This is a genomic window from Serinicoccus profundi, assembly GCF_008001015.1.
Classification (GTDB): Bacteria; Actinomycetota; Actinomycetes; order Actinomycetales; family Dermatophilaceae; genus Ornithinicoccus; species Ornithinicoccus profundi.
The window spans coordinates 2,344,095-2,361,441 of the sequence record NZ_CP042862.1 but is presented as its reverse complement, the minus strand read 5'-3'; the positions used below and the strand labels follow the sequence as shown (position 1 = coordinate 2,361,441).

Below are 17,347 nucleotides of genomic sequence, written 5' to 3'. Positions count from 1 at the left end.
AGCCCGTCCTCACTGACGGTAGGAGGAGAGGAAGTTGCCCATCCGGTCCAGGGCGGCGCGCAGGTCCGAGCCCCACGGCAGGGTGACGACGCGCAGGTGGTCGGGGGTCGGCCAGTTGAACCCGGTGCCGTGCACGACGAGGATCTTCTCCCGCTCCAGCAGGTCGAGGCACAACTTCACATCGTCGTGGATCTCGTGGACCTCGGGATCCAGCCGTGGGAAGACGTAGAGGGCGCCCCGGGGCTCCACGCAGCTCACGCCGTCCATCGCGTTGAGCATGCTCGTCGCCACGTCGCGCTGCTCGGCCAGGCGCCCGCCCGGCGCGATGAGCTCCTCGATGCTCTGGTGACCGGAGACCGCCACCTGGATCGCGTGCTGGGCGGGGACGTTGGGGCACAGGCGGGTCGAGGCGAGCAGCTCGATCCCCTCGAGGAAGCCCTTGGCGTGGTCGGTGGGTCCGGTGATGGCGACCCACCCGGCGCGGTACCCGGCCACGCGGTAGGTCTTGGACAACCCGTTGAAGGTGAGGCACAGCAGGTCGGGCGCCAGCGAGGCGATCGAGACGTGCCGGGCGTCGTCGTAGACGATGCGGTCGTAGATCTCGTCGGCGAGCAGCAGCAGCGAGTGCTCGCGCGCCAGCTCGGTGATCTGCTCCAGCACCTCGCGCGAGTAGACGGCGCCGGTCGGGTTGTTGGGGTTGATGATCACCAGCGCCTTGGTGCGCGGGGTGATCTTGGCCCGGATGTCCTCGACCTGGGGGTTCCAGCCGTCGGTCTCGTCGCACAAGTAGTGCCGGGGTATGCCACCGGCCAGGCTCGTGGCCGCGGTCCACAGCGGGTAGTCGGGAGCCGGGACGAGCACCTCGTCGCCGGGGTCGAGGAGGGCGTTGAGGGTCATCATGATGAGCTCGGAGACCCCGTTGCCGAGGTAGACGTGATCGACGTCCAGCGGGGGGAACCCCGGCTCGTCCTGGTAGCGGGAGACGACGGCGCGGCGCGCGGAGAGGATCCCCTTGGACTCCGAGTAGCCCTGCGCGGTGGGCAGGGCCGCGATCATGTCCTGAAGGATGATGTCCGGTGCCTCGAACCCGAAGGGCGCCGGGTTGCCGATGTTGAGCTTGAGGATCCGGTGCCCCTCGGCCTCGAGGGCGGCGGCCCGGGCGGCCACCGGCCCACGGATCTCGTAGAGGACGTTCTGCAGCTTCGCCGGCTGCGTCAGCGGGCGACGTCGGTAGGTGCGCGTGCTCGGGTTCACCCCTCCATCGTCCCATCCTGGGCACCCGACGGCGCGGAGCCGGGAATGCGCGCGCCCGATCACCGCGTTGACCCGGCAGTTCGCAGGACAGGCGCAGGAGAGCGGAGGAGACGAGAGTGCTGAGGACCACCATCGCTCCCGGCGAGCGGGTCGGGGACTTCGCCGTGGCCAGCCCGCACGGGCTAGGCTGGAGGGTGATGACTACTGACCAACCGGCCGTCGAGGAGATCGACGCCCAGGCAGCCGCCGACGCGAGCGTCGATGTCGCGAGCGAGTCCCCGCAGGAGCGTGCCGCGCGCTTCGAGCGCGAGGCGATGCCGCTGCTGGACCAGATGTACAGCGCCGCGCTCCGCACGACCCGCAACCCGACCGACGCCGAGGATCTCGTCCAGGAGACCTACGCCAAGGCGTTCGCCGCGTTCCACCAGTACCGCCCGGGGACCAACCTGCGCGCCTGGATGTACCGCATCCTCACCAACTCCTACATCAACATCTACCGCAAGAAGCAGCGGCAGCCGTTGGAGTCGGACGCTGCCGAGGTCGAGGACTACCAGCTGGCCCGGGCCGCCTCGCACTCCTCCTCCGGGCTGCGGTCCGCCGAGGCCGAGGCGCTGGACCACCTTCCGGACAGCGACGTGACGCGTGCCCTGGCCTCGATCGGGGAGGACTTCCGGATGGCGGTCTACCTCGCCGATGTCGAGGGCTTCTCCTACAAGGAGATCGCCGACATCATGGACACCCCGATCGGGACCGTCATGTCCCGGCTCCACCGGGGACGCAAGCAGTTGCGTGAGCTGCTCACCGACTACGCCGCCGAGCGTGGCTTCGTGCGAGCGGGGGAGGAGTCGTGATGGGGCGCGACCTGCGGGGGAGCAACGCAGAGGCGTCGGTCGACTGCGCGAGCGTGCTGCTCCGGTTGTTCGAGTTCGTCGACAACGAGACCGAGCCGGTCGACAAGGCGCGCATCCAGGCCCACCTCGACGAGTGCGGGTCCTGCCTGGCGGAGTACGACCGGGACCTGCTGCTCAAGGCCCTCGTGCGTCGGGCCTGTGCCCGGCAGAGCGCCCCCGAGGGGCTGCGCAGCCAGATCCTCACGCGGATCACGAGCACGCACGTCACGGTGGTCCGGCGCACCGAGGGCTGATCCCGGCCACCATTCGACGCCGTACGACGACGAAAGGCCGACCGGTCCTCCGGTCGGCCTTTCTCGGTGGTGCTGGGGTCAGGCGTTGGGCTTGCGGCCGTGGTTGGCGGCCTTCTTCTTGCGGTCGCGACGCTTGCGTGCTCGCTTGCTCATGTCGTCCTCCGGGGCTCGATGGCTTTCCTGGCCCATCATCCCACAGCGGTCCGGAGCCAGCGTCATGTGACCCACGTCACGCAAATGGTAAAGGTTTGTTCAAGTTTTGCATTTTTGGGCACCCCGAGTACGGACGGGGCAGTGACCTGTGGCACATTTGTGCCACGCCGGACGTCTCCCCGGCACACGCTCCTCCCGCCACGGAGCGTCATCGACGGAAGGACATTATCATGTTGCAGTTCATCACCGCCGTGCTCGGCTCCGGTTTCTTCAGCGGCCTGATCGGCTTCATCGACGTCGTTCTGTGGAACGGCTGAGCCGACCCACTCACTCATCGAAGGGCGCGGATCGAACCGATCCGCGCCCTTCGTCACTGCCTGTGGCGGTGCTGGCCGGGATCCTCGCGCTCGGCGCCGGTGGGCTGGTCGGCATCGGGACTCTGCTGCTTCCTCACTCGGCGGCGGACCTGAGGGTGGTGATCCTTCTCCTGGTGCTCGCCACCGTGGGGGTGCAGTTGCGGGAGGGAGGCGCGATTGGACTCTGGAGTGTGTCAGTCACCACCGTCGTGCTAGCCGCCGCTATCCCGATCGCCGGGCCGATGGGGGCGACCATCGCAGGAGGATTGTCCAGCCTCAGCGATCTGCAGGTCAAGAAGTGGGAGAATCGTGTCTTCAACGGTGCGATGACCGCGACCATGGGAGCCGCCGGCTCGCTCGTCTATCTCCTGTCCGGTGGTGTGCTCGTACAGGACATGCCGGCGAGCCCCGGAGGGCTGCTGCTGCGGGTCGGTGGCCCGTTGCTCATCGCCTACGTGGTGATGATCGCGGTCAACGTCCTCTGCATCGGTCTCGTGTCGGCGGTGACCCGGCGCACCCGGGTGCTGCCCGTGGCGCGGACGGTCCTGCGCAGCCTCGGCTGGGGCTATCTCGCGCACGTCGTCATCGGGTTCCTCTTCGTCCTGCTCTGGGGACCGGTCGGTCTGGGTCCCGGGTCGGCGCTCTTCGTGCTCGGCCCGCTGCTCATCGCCCACTGGGCGATCGGTCGGGAGGCCCTGGCGCGGCGAGAGCATCGGGAGACCGTCACCTCCTTCGTCGCCGCGCTTGAGGAGGCCGATCCCGCCTCCGTGGGGCACAGTGCGCGGGTGGCCGACCTCGCCGAGGCCCTCGGGGGAGAGCTCGGCGTGGGTGTGCGGGACGCCGAGGAGCTGCGGTATGCCGCGCTCCTGCACGACATCGGGATGGTCGTCGTCCGGCCCGAGCTGCCCACCGAGGCCCAGGCGGACGACGTCGACTACCTCACCGCCCTCATCGGCCACCCCCAGGCGGGTGCCAACATCCTGTCCGGCCTGGCCTTCCTCAAGGGCTCACTCCCGGGGATCGCCCACCACCACGAGCGGTGGGACGGGCGCGGCTACCCGGCCGGGCTCCACGGGGAGGAGATCCCGCTCGCTGCTCGGATCATCGCGGTGGCCGATGCCTTCGAGGCCCTGACCTCGGGAGCCTCCGCGCCGGAGCTGGATGCCGCCGACGCCGTAACGCTGCTGCAGGAGAGGGCGGGGAGCCACCTGGACCCCCAGGTGGTCCGGGCCCTCACGGTCGTCGTCGGGCGCTCACCGGAGGCCTGGCGGGGCCGACCCAACGGCGCGGCTGTCGCCGCCCGTCAGGCCCGGTTGCCCGACCACGACCACCCCTCGGTGATCGACGCCTACGCGGAGTGGCAGCCGGAGAGCGTGGAGACCGTATGAGCGGGCTGGCGGGGGGTGCCGGCGCATGAGCCTCACGTGGTCCCTGGCCCTCGTGGGGCTGCTGACGATGCTTCTCAGCGAGGCCTGGCGCCAACGGTCCGCGGCTCCGGGTGGCGAGGCACCGTTGTCCCAGGCGACGGCGATGGCGCTGGCCATGGCGACAGCCTGGCCGGTCGGCCCGGGCAGCGACGGGTCCGTGGTCGGGCTCCTCGGCCCGCTGGTGCTGGCCTCGTCCGCGGTCCTGCTCGTCGCGATGTGGCGGCAGCGCCTGGGGCAGGTGCCCAAGGACATGCTGCGTCTCGGCACCTCGGTCGTCGTCGCAGGCCTGCTCGTGCGGCTGCCCGGACCCGGTGGCGATACCCTGATCGAGAGCATCTGGGACCACGGCGACGAGACGGTGCTCATCGCCCTCGCCCTGCTCGTCGTCGCGGTCGTCGCCGTGGCCGTGCCCTGGGTGCCGCGCGCCGTCCGGGCCGCCGCTCGCGGGCAGGGCCAGATCTGGGCCAACCTGGCCGGAGAGATCGGGCGCCAGGGGCCGGTGGCCCTCGCCGGCGCGTCGACGGCGGTCGTGACCGCACTGGCGCTCACCGCCCTGGGCCCGATCAGCCTGGTGCTCTTCCTCGTGCCCTTGCTTGTGCTCCAGCCGGCCGTGAGTCGGCAGCGCGAGACCCGGCTCGCCCAGCGGCAGACGCTCTTCGCGCTGGCCCGGCTGCCCGAGGAGGCCGGTCTCACCGCCGCCGGCCATGGCGCCCGCGTGGCCGCGCTGGCCGTGCCCATCGCGCGGGACCTCGGTGTCGAGGCGGCCGACCTGCCGGACGTCGAGGCGGCGGCCCTGCTGCACGACATCGGTCAGGTCGGCATACCTCGTCCGGTCCCGGGCGGTGCGACGGTGGAGATCTCGGCCCGCGACCAGCGCCAGATCGCCTCGACCGGTTCCTCGATCCTGGGCCGGACCGCCGAGCTCTCGCGGCTGGCCTCGGTCGTCTCGGACGTCGGGCTCGCGCACCACCGGGCCGAGGAGCGGGGGGACGTCTCGGTTGCCTCCCGGATCGTGCGCGTCGCCTCCGCCTACGACGACCTCACCGGACGCGCCACCCGGCTCACCGGTGGCAACGGTCCGGTCGAGGCGCTGGAGCGCATGCTGCGCAGCACCCCGCACGAGTACGACCCGGAGGTGGTCCAGGCCCTCATCCGGCTGCTCGAGCGTCGTGGAGTGATCTCCACGCCCCAGTCCGAGGCGCTACGTCGCTGACGACGCACCAGGGCCGCCCCGCGACGGACGCGGGGCGGCCCTGGTGTCGCTGACCGCTGAGGTCAGCCCTTCTTGGTCTCCGCGTAGATCTCGGCGATGCGGTCGATCTTGCCGAGCAGCTCATCGGCCGTGGCGACGTCGAAGCTGCCCTTGGTCCCCGAGGCGCCCGCGAGCTTGGTGGCCTCGTTGACGAGGACGTGCAGTTCGGGGTACTTCTCGAAGTGCGGCGGCTTGAAGTAGTCGGTCCACAGGACCCAGAGGTGGTGCTTGACGAGCTCGGACCGCTGCTCCTTGATGATCATGGCGCGCATCCGGAAGTCGGCGTCGTCGTTGTCCGCGACCTTCTCGCAGATTTTCTTGACGGACTCGGCCTCGATCCGTGCCTGGGCGGGGTCGTAGACGCCGCAGGGCAGGTCGCAGTGGGCACTGACCTCGATCGTGGGGGCGAAGAACTTGGTGAACATCGGCCATCCTTTGCAGTAGGTCGGGCGGGGGACTCCAACAGCCACCACGTTAGCCTGAGCAGGTGCTGCTCGCGATCGACACTGCCACCGGGACGGTCGGGGCCGCCCTCCACGACGGTGACGCCGTCCTCGCCGAGGTGGTCGAGCACGACGTCCGGCGCCACGGCGAGCTCCTCGCACCGACCATCAGTGCGGTCCTCGAGCAGGCCGGCGTCGGCATGGCCGACATCACCGACGTGGTCTGCGGCGTCGGACCCGGCCCGTTCACCGGACTCCGGGTGGGGGTCGTGACCGCGATGGTCCTGGCCCACGCCCGCGGCCTGCCCGCGCCGCGCGGGATCTGCTCGCTCGACGCCCTGGCCCACGCGGTGCACCTCGCCGGGTCGCAGCACCAGGAGCTGCTCGTCGCCACCGACGCCCGTCGTCGCGAGGTCTACTGGGCGCGCTACGCGCTGGGCGCCGGCGGTGCCCACCGAATCCAGGGACCCGAGGTCGGGCCGGCGGTCGCGCTGCCCGCAGCGGTGCGCGAGCTGGCCACCGTCGGACGCGGTGGACTGCTCTACCCCGACGCGCTGCCCCACCAGCTCTGCGACGCCCCCCTCGACGTCTCACCAGGTGTCCTGGCTGACCTCGCCGTCCGACTGGTCGGCGGCGCGCACCCGGACGCCGCGACCGCCCTGCTGCCCCCCGAGCCGCTCTACCTCCGGCGGCCCGACGCCGTGGAGATGCGGGCCCGATGAGCGCCGCCGGGCCTCCGGTGCTCCGGGAGGCGTCCTGGCGCGACATACCCGCGATGCTGGAGGTCGAGCGGGCCGCTTTCCCGGACGAGCCGTGGGACGAGGCCTCGCTATGGGCCGAACTCGCGGCACGCCCACGACGCGGGTACGTCGTGGCGGACCGACCCGGCGAGCCCGGGCTCGTGGGCTACGCCGGCCTCGACCTGGCCGACGACGTGGCCGACGTCATGACGATCGCCGTGCACCCACAGGCCCGCGGTGTCGGCCTCGGGGCCCGGCTCCTCGACCGGCTGCACCACCTGGCCCGCGACGCCGGCGCCACGAGCATCATGCTCGAGGTGCGCAGCGGCAACACCGTCGCGACGCGGCTCTACACCACCCGTGGCTACCACCTCGTCCGCACCCGCGAGCGCTACTACCGCTCCGGGGAGGACGCCCTCGTCCTGCGCAAGGAGCTCGACACATGAGTGAACCCCTCGTCCTCGGGATCGAGACCAGCTGCGACGAGACCGGAGTGGGTCTCGTCCGTGGTGAGCGACTGCTCTTCGACGCGATCGCGAGCAGCGTCGAGGAGCATGCCCGCTTCGGCGGCGTGGTCCCCGAGGTCGCCAGCCGCGCGCACCTCGAGGCCATGGTGCCCACGATCGAGCGGGCCTGCCGCGAGGCGGGGGTGCGCCTCACCGACGTCGACGCGGTGGCCGTCACCGCCGGCCCCGGGCTCGCCGGGGCCCTGCTCGTGGGCGTCGCCTCGGCCAAGGCCCTCGCCCTCGCCCTCGGCGTGCCCCTCTTCGGGGTCAACCACCTCGCGGCGCACGTGGCGGTCGACGTCGTCGAGCACGGACCGCTGCCCGAGCCGACCATGGGGCTCCTGGTCAGCGGTGGGCACTCCAACCTGCTGCTCGTCCCGGACGTCACCGAGGACATCCGCTCTCTCGGGGCGACCATCGACGACGCGGCGGGCGAGGCCTTCGACAAGGTGGCGCGCGTGCTCGGCCTACCCTTCCCCGGTGGCCCGCACATCGACCGGGTGGCCCGGGAGGGCGACCAGGTGGCGATCGACTTCCCCCGCGGTCTCACCTCCGGGCGCGACCTCCAGCGCCACCGCTTCGACTACTCCTTCTCCGGCCTCAAGACGGCCGTCGCCCGGTGGGTGCAGGCGCGCGAGGCGTCGGGTGAGCCGGTCCCGGTCGCCGATGTCGCGGCGAGCTTCCAGGAGGCCGTGGTGGACGTGCTCACCCGCAAGGCGGTCCTGGCCTGCGCCGAGCACGGCGTCGACGACCTCCTCATCGGGGGCGGCGTGGCCGCCAACTCGCGGCTGCGCGCGCTGGCCCAGGAGCGCTGCGACGCGGCCCGGATCCGGCTGCGAGTGCCCCGGCCGGGGTTGTGCACCGACAACGGCGCCATGGTGGCCGCGCTCGGCGCGCAGATGATGCTTAAGGGCCGTGAGCAGTCCCGGCTCGACCTCCCGGCCGACTCCTCCCAGCCGGTGGAGCAGGTCAGGTCCTGAAGGCGCGGGACGCACGGTCGTCCCGCCGAGGTGGTCCGCTCGCCACGCGGGTGGCGAGGGGGGGTGCCCAGGCTCACGCGCGAGTCGCTTGCCCGCGCTCCCGGACGGGCGCACTATTGATCCTCGTGCGTAGCCTCTGGGCCCATCCGGCCCGCCTGGTCACCCTGGGATTCCTCCTCCAGGTGATGATCGGCACCACCCTGTTGATGCTTCCCGTCTCGCGCGGCGAGGGCGCCCCCGCCGACCTCCTGGTCGCGGCCTTCACCACCGTCTCGGCGACCTGCGTGACCGGGCTCATCACGGTGGATACGGCCAGCTACTGGTCCCCCTTCGGCCAGGTCGTCATCCTCGCGCTCATCCAGATCGGCGGCTTCGGGGTCATGACCCTGGCGACGGTCCTGGCCATGGCGGTGCGGGGCAAGCTGGGCCTGCGCACGACCATGGCCGCCCAGGCCGACTCCCACTCCCAGGGGTTGGGGCAGGTCCGGGCGGTGGTCTTCTCGATGCTGAAGATCCTCGTGGTGGTGGAGGTGGTCGTCGCGCTCGTGCTCGCCGCCCGCTTCCACCTCGGCTACGGGTACGGCGTGGGCAAGGCGCTCTGGCACGGCGTCTTCCACTCCATCTCGGCCTTCAACAACGCGGGCTTCGCGCTCTACCAGGACAGCACCATCGGCTTTGTTGCCGACCTCGCGATCATCGGCCCCATCTGTCTCGCGCTGGTGGCGGGCTCGGTTACCCCGTCCTGCGCGAGCTGCTGGCGCGCGTCCCGCGGTCGGGGTGGAGCGTGCATACCCGGCTCACCGTCTGGGGCAGCGCGGTGCTCATGGTCATCGGCACCGCCCTCTTCTGGTGGTTCGAGTCCCGTCCGGAGGGGACCCTCAGCCACCTCGGTCCGTGGGGCCAGTTCGTGGGGGCGCTGGCCGGGGGGCTGTTCCCGCGCACGGCCGGCTTCAACAGCATCGACTACGCCGCCGCCAGCGACGAGAGCCTGGCGATCACCACCGTGCTGATGTTCATCGGCGGTGGCAGCGCCGGCACCGCGGGCGGCGTGAAGACAACGACCTTCCTCATCCTCGCCTACGTCATCTGGTCGGAGGTGCGGGGTGAGCCGGACGTCATCATCGGTCGCCGCCGCATCTCCAGCGCCATCCAGCGGCAGGCCCTGTCGGTGGCTCTGCTCGCCATCGGGCTCGTCGTCGTCTCGACGATCTACCTCATGTCCCGCACCGAGGGCATCCGCCCGGCCGACCTGCTCTTCGAGGTCGTTTCGGCCTTCGCCACCGTGGGGCTGTCGACCGGCATCACCGCCGCCCTGCCCTGGGACGCGCAGATGCTGCTCATGCTGCTGATGTTCCTCGGGCGGGTCGGGCCGATCACGGTCGCGGCAGCCCTCGCCCTCAACACCCGCCACCGTCACTACCGACTCCCGGAGGAGCGACCCATTGTTGGCTAGGAAGAAGCGTCATGCGGACGGTTGGGCCCCGACGGTGCTCGTGGTCGGGCTCGGCCGCTTCGGCACCGCCGTCTGCGAGTCCCTCGTGCGGCAGGGGGTGGAGGTGCTCGCCATCGACACCGACGAGCGTCGGGTGCAGAAGTATGCCGACGAGCTCACCCACACCGTGGTGGCCGACGCCACCGACGGCGAGGCGATGCGCCAGCTCGGGGTCGGCGACGTCGACCGGGCGGTCGTCGCCATCGGCTCGGACATCGAGGCCAGCGTGCTGTCGGTCATCACCCTGCACGAGGCGGGGGTGGAGCGGATCTACGCCAAGGCCATCACCCGCAAGCACGGCAAGATCCTCACGAGCATCGGGGCGGACCACGTCATCTACCCCGAGTACGTCATGGGCCAGCGGGTGGCCCACATGGTGACCGACGGCGTCGCCGACTACCTCGAGTTCGACGACGAGTTCGCCATCGCCCGCTGCACCGCTCCGGTGGAGACGTGGGACCGCAACCTGGCGGAGTCCGGGGTGCGCACCCGGCACACCATCACCGTCGTCGGGGTGAAGCGACCCGGGGAGCCCTTCACGTATGCCTTCCCCGAGACGGTGGTCCATCAGGGCGACGAGCTGGTCATCTCCGGTCGGATCGTCGACGTCGAGCGCTTCACCGCCCTGCCGCGTACGGCCCCGCGCCGCGGCTGAGCGGCCCGGCGCACTGTCAGAGGCGGTCGACGACGAGCGCGCGCGGGGTGTCGCCCACCGTCGTGAGCATGAGGATGACCTCCTCGACCCCCGCAGCGCGTCGGGGGAGCCGCAGCTGGGTGCGGAAGGCCTCCGGGTCGACCCGCACCCCGCTCTTCTTGATCGTCACCGGACCGGTCCGGGGGTGGTGCTCCCGCAGCCAGGCGCGGACCGCCGTGGCGTGCAGCGGCAGGACCTCGCGGACGGCATACCAGCGGGCCCAGGGGAGGTCCACCGGGGCGGGCGCGCTGACGTAGCCGGTGCCCGGAGCCAGCTCGTGGCCTTCGACGGCGGCCGCGAGGGAGCCCGTCAGGCCGGCGGCGGCGACGGCCACGTCGGCCTCGGCGACGTAGCCTGCCAGGGCGTCGGCCCGCGCCAGCGGCGCCGGGGGTCGTCGACCTCGGCCACCTCGTACCAGGTGGGTTCCGCCGGCCCGCCACGCCCGACGACCGCGCGCCGCCCGGGGGAGCCGGAGCCCCACCACAGGGCGCACTCGAGCAGGTCGCCGTCCAGCGACACCCACTCGGCGCGGGCCTGCGCGGGCACGTCGCGGGGGTCGAAGGAGGGGGCCAGCTTGGCAACGGTCACGCGGGCCGTGGCCGCGACCTCCGTGACCCGCTCGAAGGGGGGCGAGAGGTCCTCGAGGCGCCGGAGCCGGCGGGTGCGCCCGTGGCGGTCTGCCACCCCGGGGGTCCGACGCGCCGGGTCGAGGAAGGCGCCGTCATCGGCGGTGACGGGGGTGGTCAGCGCATCGCCCACGAGCACCTCGGCGCGGGGCCAGCGGGCGAGGTTGGCCCGGGCCGCGGCAGCCACCGTGGATCCGCCTCGACCGCGGTGACGGCCAGGCCGGCCCGCGCGAAGGCGAGGGAGTCCAGCCCCAGCCCGCAGCCCAGGTCCACCACGTGCCGGACCCCGGCGCGGGCGAGCAGGTCGGCGCGGCGGGCCGCGACCAGGGGCCGGGTCGCCTGCTCCAGGCCGTCCTGGGTGAGGAGCAGGTCGTCGACCCAGGCTCCGAGCCGGGCCCTCCCGCGGGCCCGCAGCCGGGCCTGGGTGAGCGCGGCCGCCACGAGCTCGGGGTCGTGCCCCTCGGCGCGCAGCCGGGTCATGAGGGCCAGCGAGCCTGCCTCGTCGTAGGGCGGCAGGCTCCCGAGCAGGCGGGCGCCGTCACCGGTGCCGAGGCGCTCCATGAGGTCGGTGGCTGGATCGGCGCTCATGTCCTCATTGTGCGGCCAGTAGATTGGCGCCATGTCTCCAGTGTTCAGCCGCCAGACCCGCCGTCTGCTGCGCCGCACCCGCCGGATGGCCCTCGGCACCGTGGCCGCGGGGATGGCCGGCCAGCTCACCCTGGCCGCGGGGGTCATCGCGGTGGACGCCGTCCGCAAGCGACGCGACCACGTCGACCGGGACGCGCCCGTCCAGGACCCGGTCTCCACGATGGTCGAGGGGTTCCGGGTGACCACCTACACCTACGGGCAGTACCTCTACGACGCCATGATCGCCGCCATCGACGAGGCGGAGGACTTCGTCTACCTCGCGTCCTACATCTGGAAGGGCGACGAGGTCGGGCAGGCGTTCAAGGACGCCATCCTGCGCGCCGCCGACCGCGGCGTCCTCGTCTGCCTCGTCTTCGACGGGTTCGCCAACCTCGTCGTGCCCCGGGAGTTCCTCACCTTCCCCGAGGGCGTGCACGTCCTGCGCTTCCCGGTCCTGCGCACCGCACTGCCGATCATCGACATCCGGGCCTCCGGCCGCGACCACCGCAAGATCCTCGTCGTCGACGGCCGGGTGGGCTTCGTCGGCGGCTACAACATCGGCTCGTTGTATGCCACGAGCTGGCGCGACACCCACGTGCGGGTCGAGGGGGAGAGCGTCTGGGAGCTGCAGAACGCCTTCACCGACTTCTGGAACCGCCACAAGGGCGCCCGTCGGCCCCAGCTCCCCGACAGCGGCACCGTGGACTGGCACACGAGCATCCGGGCGGCCCGCAACGAGCCCAGCCGGGTGGTCTACCCGGTCCGCTCGCTCTACCTCGACGCCATCGACCGCGCCGTCCACCGCATCTGGATCACCCAGGGGTACTTCATCCCCGACCGGGAGATCCTGCACGGGCTGCTCACCGCGGCCTCGCGCGGCGTCGACGTCCGGGTGGTCATGCCCCAGGCCTCCAACCACGTCCTCGCCGACATCGTCGCGCAGTCCTACTACGCGACCCTTCTCGAGGGCGGCGTGCGCCTGCACCTCTTCCACGACGTCATGGTGCACGCGAAGACGATGACAGTGGACGGGCGCTGGGCGACGATCGGCACCGCCAACGTCGACCGCCTCTCGATGCAGGGCAACTACGAGATCAACCTCGAGATCGTCGACGAGGCCCAGGCCGAGCACATGGAGGCGATCTTCCGGGCCGACCTCGAGCACTGCCACGAGCTCACCCTGGAGGAGTGGGAGAAGCGGGGGCGGGTCAGCCGGGTCGTCGAACGCGTGCTGCAGCCCCTGCAGTTCATGCTGTAGCGGGTGGTTGGGGGGCGGAGCCCCCCGACGGTGTTGGCACTCGGCTTGACCGAGTGCTAACTCGGTGCCTAGATTCGTCCTGAGCACTCTCGGCACGTCAGTGCCAGCCGCGAGAGCCGACCGACCCCCGCGACGGCGGTGGGCCACCGCGGTGGAGTGACGTCTAGCACCAGACCACCTGGCGGGTGTCGAGCCCACCACCTGAAGCAGAAGGAAGGTAACCGTGTCGGTTTCCATCAAGCCGCTCGAGGACCGCATCGTCGTCAAGGCCGTCGAGGCCGAGCAGACCACGGCCTCCGGCCTGGTCATCCCGGACACCGCGAAGGAGAAGCCCCAGGAGGGCGAGGTCCTCGCGGTGGGTCCGGGTCGCATCGACGACAACGGCAACCGGGTCCCCATGGACGTCACCGTGGGTGACCGCGTCATCTACAGCAAGTACGGCGGCACCGAGGTGAAGTACTCCGGCGAGGAGTTCCTCATCCTCTCGGCGCGCGACGTGCTCGCGATCGTCGGCTGACGACCGCTCCATCTCTCTCGACGCGTCGCCCCGGCCGCCCCTCGGGCGACCGGGGCGACACGCATCCGGCCGCACACCGCATACCTGCAAGAAAGGAGCTCTTTGCCCATGGCGAAGCAGCTGCAGTTCAACGACGATGCCCGCAAGGCGCTGGAGCGGGGCGTCGACGCCCTGGCCAACGCCGTCAAGGTGACGCTGGGCCCCAAGGGCCGCAACGTCGTGCTCGACAAGAAGTGGGGCGCCCCCACCATCACCAACGACGGCGTGACCATCGCCCGTGAGGTCGAGCTGGAGGACCCCTACGAGAACCTCGGCGCTCAGCTCGCCAAGGAGGTCGCCACCAAGACCAACGACGTCGCCGGTGACGGCACGACGACCGCGACCGTCCTCGCGCAGGCCATGGTCAAGGAGGGCCTGCGCAACGTCGCCGCGGGTGCCGCCCCGTCAGGCCTGAAGCGGGGCATCGACGCCGCCGTGAGCGCCATCAACGACCGCCTCCTGGAGACGGCGCGCGAGCTCGATGGCCGTGACGAGATCGCCCAGGTCGCCGCGCTGTCCGCCCAGGACCCGGTGATCGGCGAGCTCATCGCCGACGCCTTCGACAAGGTCGGCAAGGACGGCGTCATCACGGTGGAGGAGTCCTCCACCACCGCGATGGAGCTGGAGTTCACCGAGGGTATGCAGTTCGACAAGGGCTACCTCTCGCCCTACTTCGTCACCGACAGCGAGCGGATGGAGGCCGTCCTCGAGGACGCCTACGTCCTCCTCGTGCAGGGCAAGATCTCCAAGGTGGCCGACCTGCTCCCCCTCCTGGAGAAGGTCGTGGGCGAGAGCAAGCCGCTGATGATCATCGCCGAGGACGTCGAGGCCGAGGCGCTCTCGACCCTCGTGGTCAACAAGGTCCGCGGGACCTTCAACGCGGTCGCCGTCAAGGCCCCCGGGTTCGGTGACCGCCGCAAGGCGATGCTCCAGGACATGGCGATCCTCACCGGCGGCCAGGTCGTCGCCGAGGAGGTCGGGCTGTCCCTGGAGTCGGTCGGCCTGGAAGTGCTCGGGACCGCGCGCCGCGTCGTCGCGACCAAGGACACCACGACGATCGTCGAGGGCAGCGGCGATGCGCAGGCGGTCTCCGACCGGGTCGCGCAGCTGCAGGCCGAGTCCGCCGCGACGGACTCCGACTGGGACCGCGAGAAGCTCCAGGAGCGGATCGCCAAGCTCGCCGGCGGGGTGTGCGTCATCAAGGTCGGCGCCCACACCGAGGTCGAGCTCAAGGAGAAGAAGCACCGCATCGAGGACGCCGTCTCGGCGACCCGCGCCGCGATCGAGGAGGGCATCGTCGCCGGTGGCGGCTCCGCCCTCGTCCACGCCGCGGGTGCTGCGGACGACCTCGGGCTGGAGGGTGATGAGGCCGTCGGTGCCTCCATCGTCCGCAAGTCGGCGGCCGAGCCGCTGCGGTGGATCGCCGAGAACGCCGGTCTGCAGGGCTACGTCGCGACCACCAAGGTGGCCGAGATGAGCCCCGGTCAGGGCCTCAACGCCGCGACCGGCGAGTACGGCGACCTGTTCGCGGCCGGGGTCATCGACCCGGTCAAGGTCACCCGCTCCGCGCTGCGCAACGCCGCCTCCATCGCCGCGATGGTGCTGACGACCGACACGCTGGTCGTCGACAAGCCGGAGGGCGAGGACGAGGACGGCGGGCACGGCCACAGCCACTGATCACCAGGGCTGCGGGCGACCGCGTCGCCCGAGGCCACGACGAAGCCCCACCAGGATCACCCTGGTGGGGCTTCGTCGTCGTGTGTTGCCGCGTCGCGGGGGTGCTCAGCGACCGGTGTGCGGTCGGGCGGACTCCACCTGGTCGTAGTGCGCGGCCCGCTCCTCCTCGGTCATGCCACCCCAGACGCCGTAGGGCTCGCGCACCGCGAGGGCGTGGGTGCGGCACTGCTCGAGGACCGGGCAGCTCGCGCAGACCTGCTTGGCGCGTTCGTCCCGCCGTCGACGGGCGGGACCTCGCTCGCCCTCGGGGTGGAAGAAGACCTCGGGGCTGGTGGTGCGGCAGGCGCCGTCGAACTGCCACTCCCACAGATCGGCCACGGGACCCGGTTGATGGGCAGTCTCCGCCACGCGATCCTCCTCTCGGGGGCTGTGCCCGGGCCCCGCACCGGTGGCCCGTCGGGCCGTGATCAGCGAGGATCCGAACATGACGAGCACCTCGTCGTGCCGCCACTCTACGTCGTCGGAGGGGCTCGGCAAAGAGCCGGGTGCCGCTCGGATGAGCGCCCGCCCTCCGGCCTAGACTGGGTCCATGACCTCCGGCGATCTTCCCGACCCCGGCGACCCGTTCGCCCGGCTCGGGCTGACCTACGACGACGTGCTCCTGCTCCCGGGGGAGACCGACATGTCCCCGGACCAGATCGACACGAGCAGCCGCCTCACGCGGGAGATCTCGCTGCGGGTGCCGTTGGTCTCGGCGGCCATGGACACCGTCACCGAGGCGCGGATGGCCATCGCCATGGCCCGCCAGGGCGGGATCGGCATCCTGCACCGCAACCTGTCCGTCGAGGACCAGGCCCTCCAGGTCGACCTCGTCAAGCGCACGCAGACCGGCCGCATCACCAACCCCGTGACCATCGGCCCGGACGCCACGCTGGAGGAGCTGGACCGCATCTGCGGGCAGTACCGCGTCTCCGGCCTGCCGGTCGTCGACGAGGGTCAGCACCTGCTGGGCATCTGCACCAACCGCGATCTGCGCTTCACCCCGGTCGCGGAGTGGGACCACACCCTCGTCCGGGACGTCATGACGCCCATGCCGCTCGTCACCGCTGCGGCCGACGTCTCCCGTGAGGACGCCACCGCCATCCTGCGGGCGCACAAGCGCGAGCGGCTCCCGCTCGTCGACGACGAGGGCCGGTTGTCCGGGCTCATCACCGTCAAGGACTTCGTCAAGAGCGAGCAGTTCCCCCGCGCATCCAAGGACGGCGACGGCCGGCTCCTCGTGGGGGCCGCCATCGGCTACTTCGGCGACTCGTGGGAGCGCGCCACCACCCTGATCGAGGCGGGCGCCGACGTCCTGGTCGCCGACACCGCCCACGGGCACGTGCGCATGCTGCTCGACATGGTCGCCCGGCTCAAGAGCGACCCGGCCACCCGGCACGTCCAGGTGGTCGGCGGCAACATCGCGACGGGGGCCGGTGCCCGGGCCTTCGTCGAGGCCGGTGCGGACGCCGTCAAGGTGGGGGTCGGCCCCGGGGCGATCTGCACGACCCGCGTCGTCACCGGCGTGGGCGTCCCCCAGCTGTCGGCGGTCCACGAGGCGGCCCAGGCCTGCCGGGAGGCGGGTGTGCCCGTCATCGCCGACGGCGGGATGAAGTACTCCGGTGACATCGCCAAGGCCCTGGTCGCGGGGGCGGAGTCGGTGATGATGGGCTCCATGCTCGCGGGGTGCGAGGAGAGCCCGGGCGAGCTGATCTTCGTCAACGGCAAGCAGTTCAAGAGCTACCGCGGCATGGGGTCGCTGGGAGCCATGAGCTCGCGGGGCAAGACCTCCTTCTCCAAGGACCGCTACTTCCAGGCCGAGGTGGCCAGCGACGACCAGCTCATCCCGGAGGGCGTCGAGGGCAAGGTGGCCTATCGCGGCGCCGCCAGCGCCGTCGTCCACCAGATGGCCGGCGGGCTGCGCCAGGCGATGTTCTACGTCGGCGCGCGCACCGTCCCCGAGCTGCAGGTCACGGGTCGCTTCGTGCGGATCACCCAGGCGAGCCTGCAGGAGTCCCACCCGCACGACATCGAGATGACGGCCCAGGCGCCCAACTACGGCTGAGCCCGGTCAGGGGCCGCCGGACGCGTGGCGGAGGACGGGCCGGGCGGTCCCGGACGGT

20 protein-coding genes and 1 pseudogene are annotated in these 17,347 nt (G+C 71.5%); 14 read left to right on the top strand and 7 right to left on the bottom strand.

Annotated features, from left to right (window positions below):
* Positions 1 to 9: 9 nt before the first annotated feature.
* On the bottom strand, positions 10 to 1,254 hold the full coding sequence (locus FA582_RS10920; RefSeq protein ID WP_010147914.1) for a pyridoxal phosphate-dependent aminotransferase: 1,245 nt from the start codon (positions 1,252 to 1,254) through the stop codon (positions 10 to 12).
* Positions 1,255 to 1,451: 197 nt separating this feature from the next.
* Here FA582_RS10920 and FA582_RS10915 point away from each other — a divergent pair, with 197 nt between their 5' ends.
* The gene (locus FA582_RS10915) at positions 1,452 to 2,105 is read left to right on the top strand and encodes a sigma-70 family RNA polymerase sigma factor (protein WP_010147913.1); all 654 of its coding nucleotides are present in this window, start codon (positions 1,452 to 1,454) and stop codon (positions 2,103 to 2,105) included.
* Complete coding sequence (gene rsrA, locus FA582_RS10910) at positions 2,105 to 2,398, top strand: mycothiol system anti-sigma-R factor (RefSeq protein WP_010147912.1); 294 nt, start codon at positions 2,105 to 2,107, stop codon at positions 2,396 to 2,398. The genes FA582_RS10915 and rsrA overlap by 1 nt, the downstream gene beginning before the upstream one ends.
* A gap of 78 nt (positions 2,399 to 2,476) precedes the next feature.
* Here rsrA and FA582_RS17730 read toward each other — a convergent pair whose 3' ends face one another.
* Positions 2,477 to 2,551, bottom strand: coding sequence for a 50S ribosomal protein bL37 (locus tag FA582_RS17730; protein ID WP_373288732.1), 75 nt, complete (start codon positions 2,549 to 2,551; stop codon positions 2,477 to 2,479).
* A gap of 547 nt (positions 2,552 to 3,098) precedes the next feature.
* On the opposite strand from FA582_RS17730, the gene FA582_RS10900 reads away from it, so the two are divergent.
* Positions 3,099 to 4,295, top strand: coding sequence for an HD-GYP domain-containing protein (locus tag FA582_RS10900; RefSeq protein WP_141567638.1), 1,197 nt, complete (start codon positions 3,099 to 3,101; stop codon positions 4,293 to 4,295).
* A gap of 25 nt (positions 4,296 to 4,320) precedes the next feature.
* Entirely contained in the window at positions 4,321 to 5,547 is a 1,227-nt protein-coding gene (locus FA582_RS10895) for an HD-GYP domain-containing protein (RefSeq protein WP_147899816.1), read from the top strand.
* Between the two features lie 62 nt (positions 5,548 to 5,609).
* Here FA582_RS10895 and sodN read toward each other — a convergent pair whose 3' ends face one another.
* Entirely contained in the window at positions 5,610 to 6,011 is a 402-nt protein-coding gene (sodN, locus tag FA582_RS10890) for a superoxide dismutase, Ni (RefSeq protein WP_010147909.1), read from the bottom strand.
* A gap of 62 nt (positions 6,012 to 6,073) precedes the next feature.
* Between sodN and tsaB the strand changes: the two genes are divergently transcribed.
* The 6 genes and pseudogenes from tsaB to FA582_RS10865 all read left to right on the top strand — a co-directional run bounded on the left by tsaB (position 6,074) and on the right by FA582_RS10865 (position 10,402).
* The gene (gene tsaB / locus FA582_RS10885) at positions 6,074 to 6,751 is read left to right on the top strand and encodes a tRNA (adenosine(37)-N6)-threonylcarbamoyltransferase complex dimerization subunit type 1 TsaB (RefSeq protein WP_010147908.1); all 678 of its coding nucleotides are present in this window, start codon (positions 6,074 to 6,076) and stop codon (positions 6,749 to 6,751) included.
* Positions 6,748 to 7,215 (top strand): ribosomal protein S18-alanine N-acetyltransferase, encoded by a 468-nt coding sequence (gene rimI / locus FA582_RS10880; RefSeq protein ID WP_010147907.1) that lies wholly within the window; start codon positions 6,748 to 6,750, stop codon positions 7,213 to 7,215. The genes tsaB and rimI overlap by 4 nt, the downstream gene beginning before the upstream one ends.
* On the top strand, positions 7,212 to 8,255 hold the full coding sequence (tsaD, locus tag FA582_RS10875) for a tRNA (adenosine(37)-N6)-threonylcarbamoyltransferase complex transferase subunit TsaD (RefSeq protein WP_010147906.1): 1,044 nt from the start codon (positions 7,212 to 7,214) through the stop codon (positions 8,253 to 8,255). Before rimI ends, tsaD begins: the two co-directional genes overlap by 4 nt.
* A gap of 185 nt (positions 8,256 to 8,440) precedes the next feature.
* Positions 8,441 to 8,929, top strand: a pseudogene (locus tag FA582_RS17180) (potassium transporter TrkG); the annotation flags it as partial.
* A 110-nt stretch (positions 8,930 to 9,039) separates the two neighbouring features.
* The gene (locus FA582_RS17175) at positions 9,040 to 9,708 is read left to right on the top strand and encodes a potassium transporter TrkG (RefSeq protein WP_237707520.1); all 669 of its coding nucleotides are present in this window, start codon (positions 9,040 to 9,042) and stop codon (positions 9,706 to 9,708) included.
* Complete coding sequence (locus tag FA582_RS10865; RefSeq protein WP_141567637.1) at positions 9,698 to 10,402, top strand: potassium channel family protein; 705 nt, start codon at positions 9,698 to 9,700, stop codon at positions 10,400 to 10,402. Before FA582_RS17175 ends, FA582_RS10865 begins: the two co-directional genes overlap by 11 nt.
* Positions 10,403 to 10,418: 16 nt before the next feature.
* On the opposite strand, the gene FA582_RS10860 is transcribed toward FA582_RS10865, so the two are convergent.
* Genes FA582_RS10860 through FA582_RS10850 form a run of 3 tightly spaced genes read right to left on the bottom strand, consistent with a single transcriptional unit; the run spans position 10,419 to position 11,655 of the window.
* Entirely contained in the window at positions 10,419 to 10,775 is a 357-nt protein-coding gene (locus tag FA582_RS10860) for a THUMP-like domain-containing protein (protein WP_147899815.1), read from the bottom strand.
* Positions 10,751 to 11,254, bottom strand: coding sequence for a hypothetical protein (locus tag FA582_RS10855; RefSeq protein ID WP_147899814.1), 504 nt, complete (start codon positions 11,252 to 11,254; stop codon positions 10,751 to 10,753). The genes FA582_RS10860 and FA582_RS10855 overlap by 25 nt, the downstream gene beginning before the upstream one ends.
* Positions 11,185 to 11,655, bottom strand: coding sequence for a class I SAM-dependent methyltransferase (locus tag FA582_RS10850; protein ID WP_147899813.1), 471 nt, complete (start codon positions 11,653 to 11,655; stop codon positions 11,185 to 11,187). The genes FA582_RS10855 and FA582_RS10850 overlap by 70 nt, the downstream gene beginning before the upstream one ends.
* A 31-nt stretch (positions 11,656 to 11,686) precedes the next feature.
* Here FA582_RS10850 and FA582_RS10845 point away from each other — a divergent pair, with 31 nt between their 5' ends.
* The 3 genes from FA582_RS10845 (at position 11,687) to groL (ending at position 15,185) form a co-directional block, all read left to right on the top strand.
* Positions 11,687 to 12,952 (top strand): phospholipase D-like domain-containing protein, encoded by a 1,266-nt coding sequence (locus tag FA582_RS10845; RefSeq protein WP_147899812.1) that lies wholly within the window; start codon positions 11,687 to 11,689, stop codon positions 12,950 to 12,952.
* Positions 12,953 to 13,175: 223 nt separating this feature from the next.
* Positions 13,176 to 13,469 carry a co-chaperone GroES gene (groES, locus tag FA582_RS10840; protein WP_010147901.1) on the top strand — a complete coding sequence of 98 codons (294 nt, stop codon included), beginning with the start codon at positions 13,176 to 13,178 and terminating at the stop codon, positions 13,467 to 13,469.
* Between the two features lie 108 nt (positions 13,470 to 13,577).
* Positions 13,578 to 15,185, top strand: a complete 1,608-nt coding sequence (gene groL, locus FA582_RS10835; protein ID WP_010147900.1) for a chaperonin GroEL — start codon at positions 13,578 to 13,580, stop codon at positions 15,183 to 15,185.
* 105 nt (positions 15,186 to 15,290) lie between these two features.
* On the opposite strand, the gene FA582_RS10830 is transcribed toward groL, so the two are convergent.
* Positions 15,291 to 15,593, bottom strand: a complete 303-nt coding sequence (locus FA582_RS10830; RefSeq protein ID WP_029541054.1) for a WhiB family transcriptional regulator — start codon at positions 15,591 to 15,593, stop codon at positions 15,291 to 15,293.
* A 181-nt stretch (positions 15,594 to 15,774) separates the two neighbouring features.
* On the opposite strand from FA582_RS10830, the gene guaB reads away from it, so the two are divergent.
* Positions 15,775 to 17,289 carry an IMP dehydrogenase gene (gene guaB, locus FA582_RS10825; RefSeq protein ID WP_010147898.1) on the top strand — a complete coding sequence of 505 codons (1,515 nt, stop codon included), beginning with the start codon at positions 15,775 to 15,777 and terminating at the stop codon, positions 17,287 to 17,289.
* Positions 17,290 to 17,347: the final 58 nt, after the last annotated feature.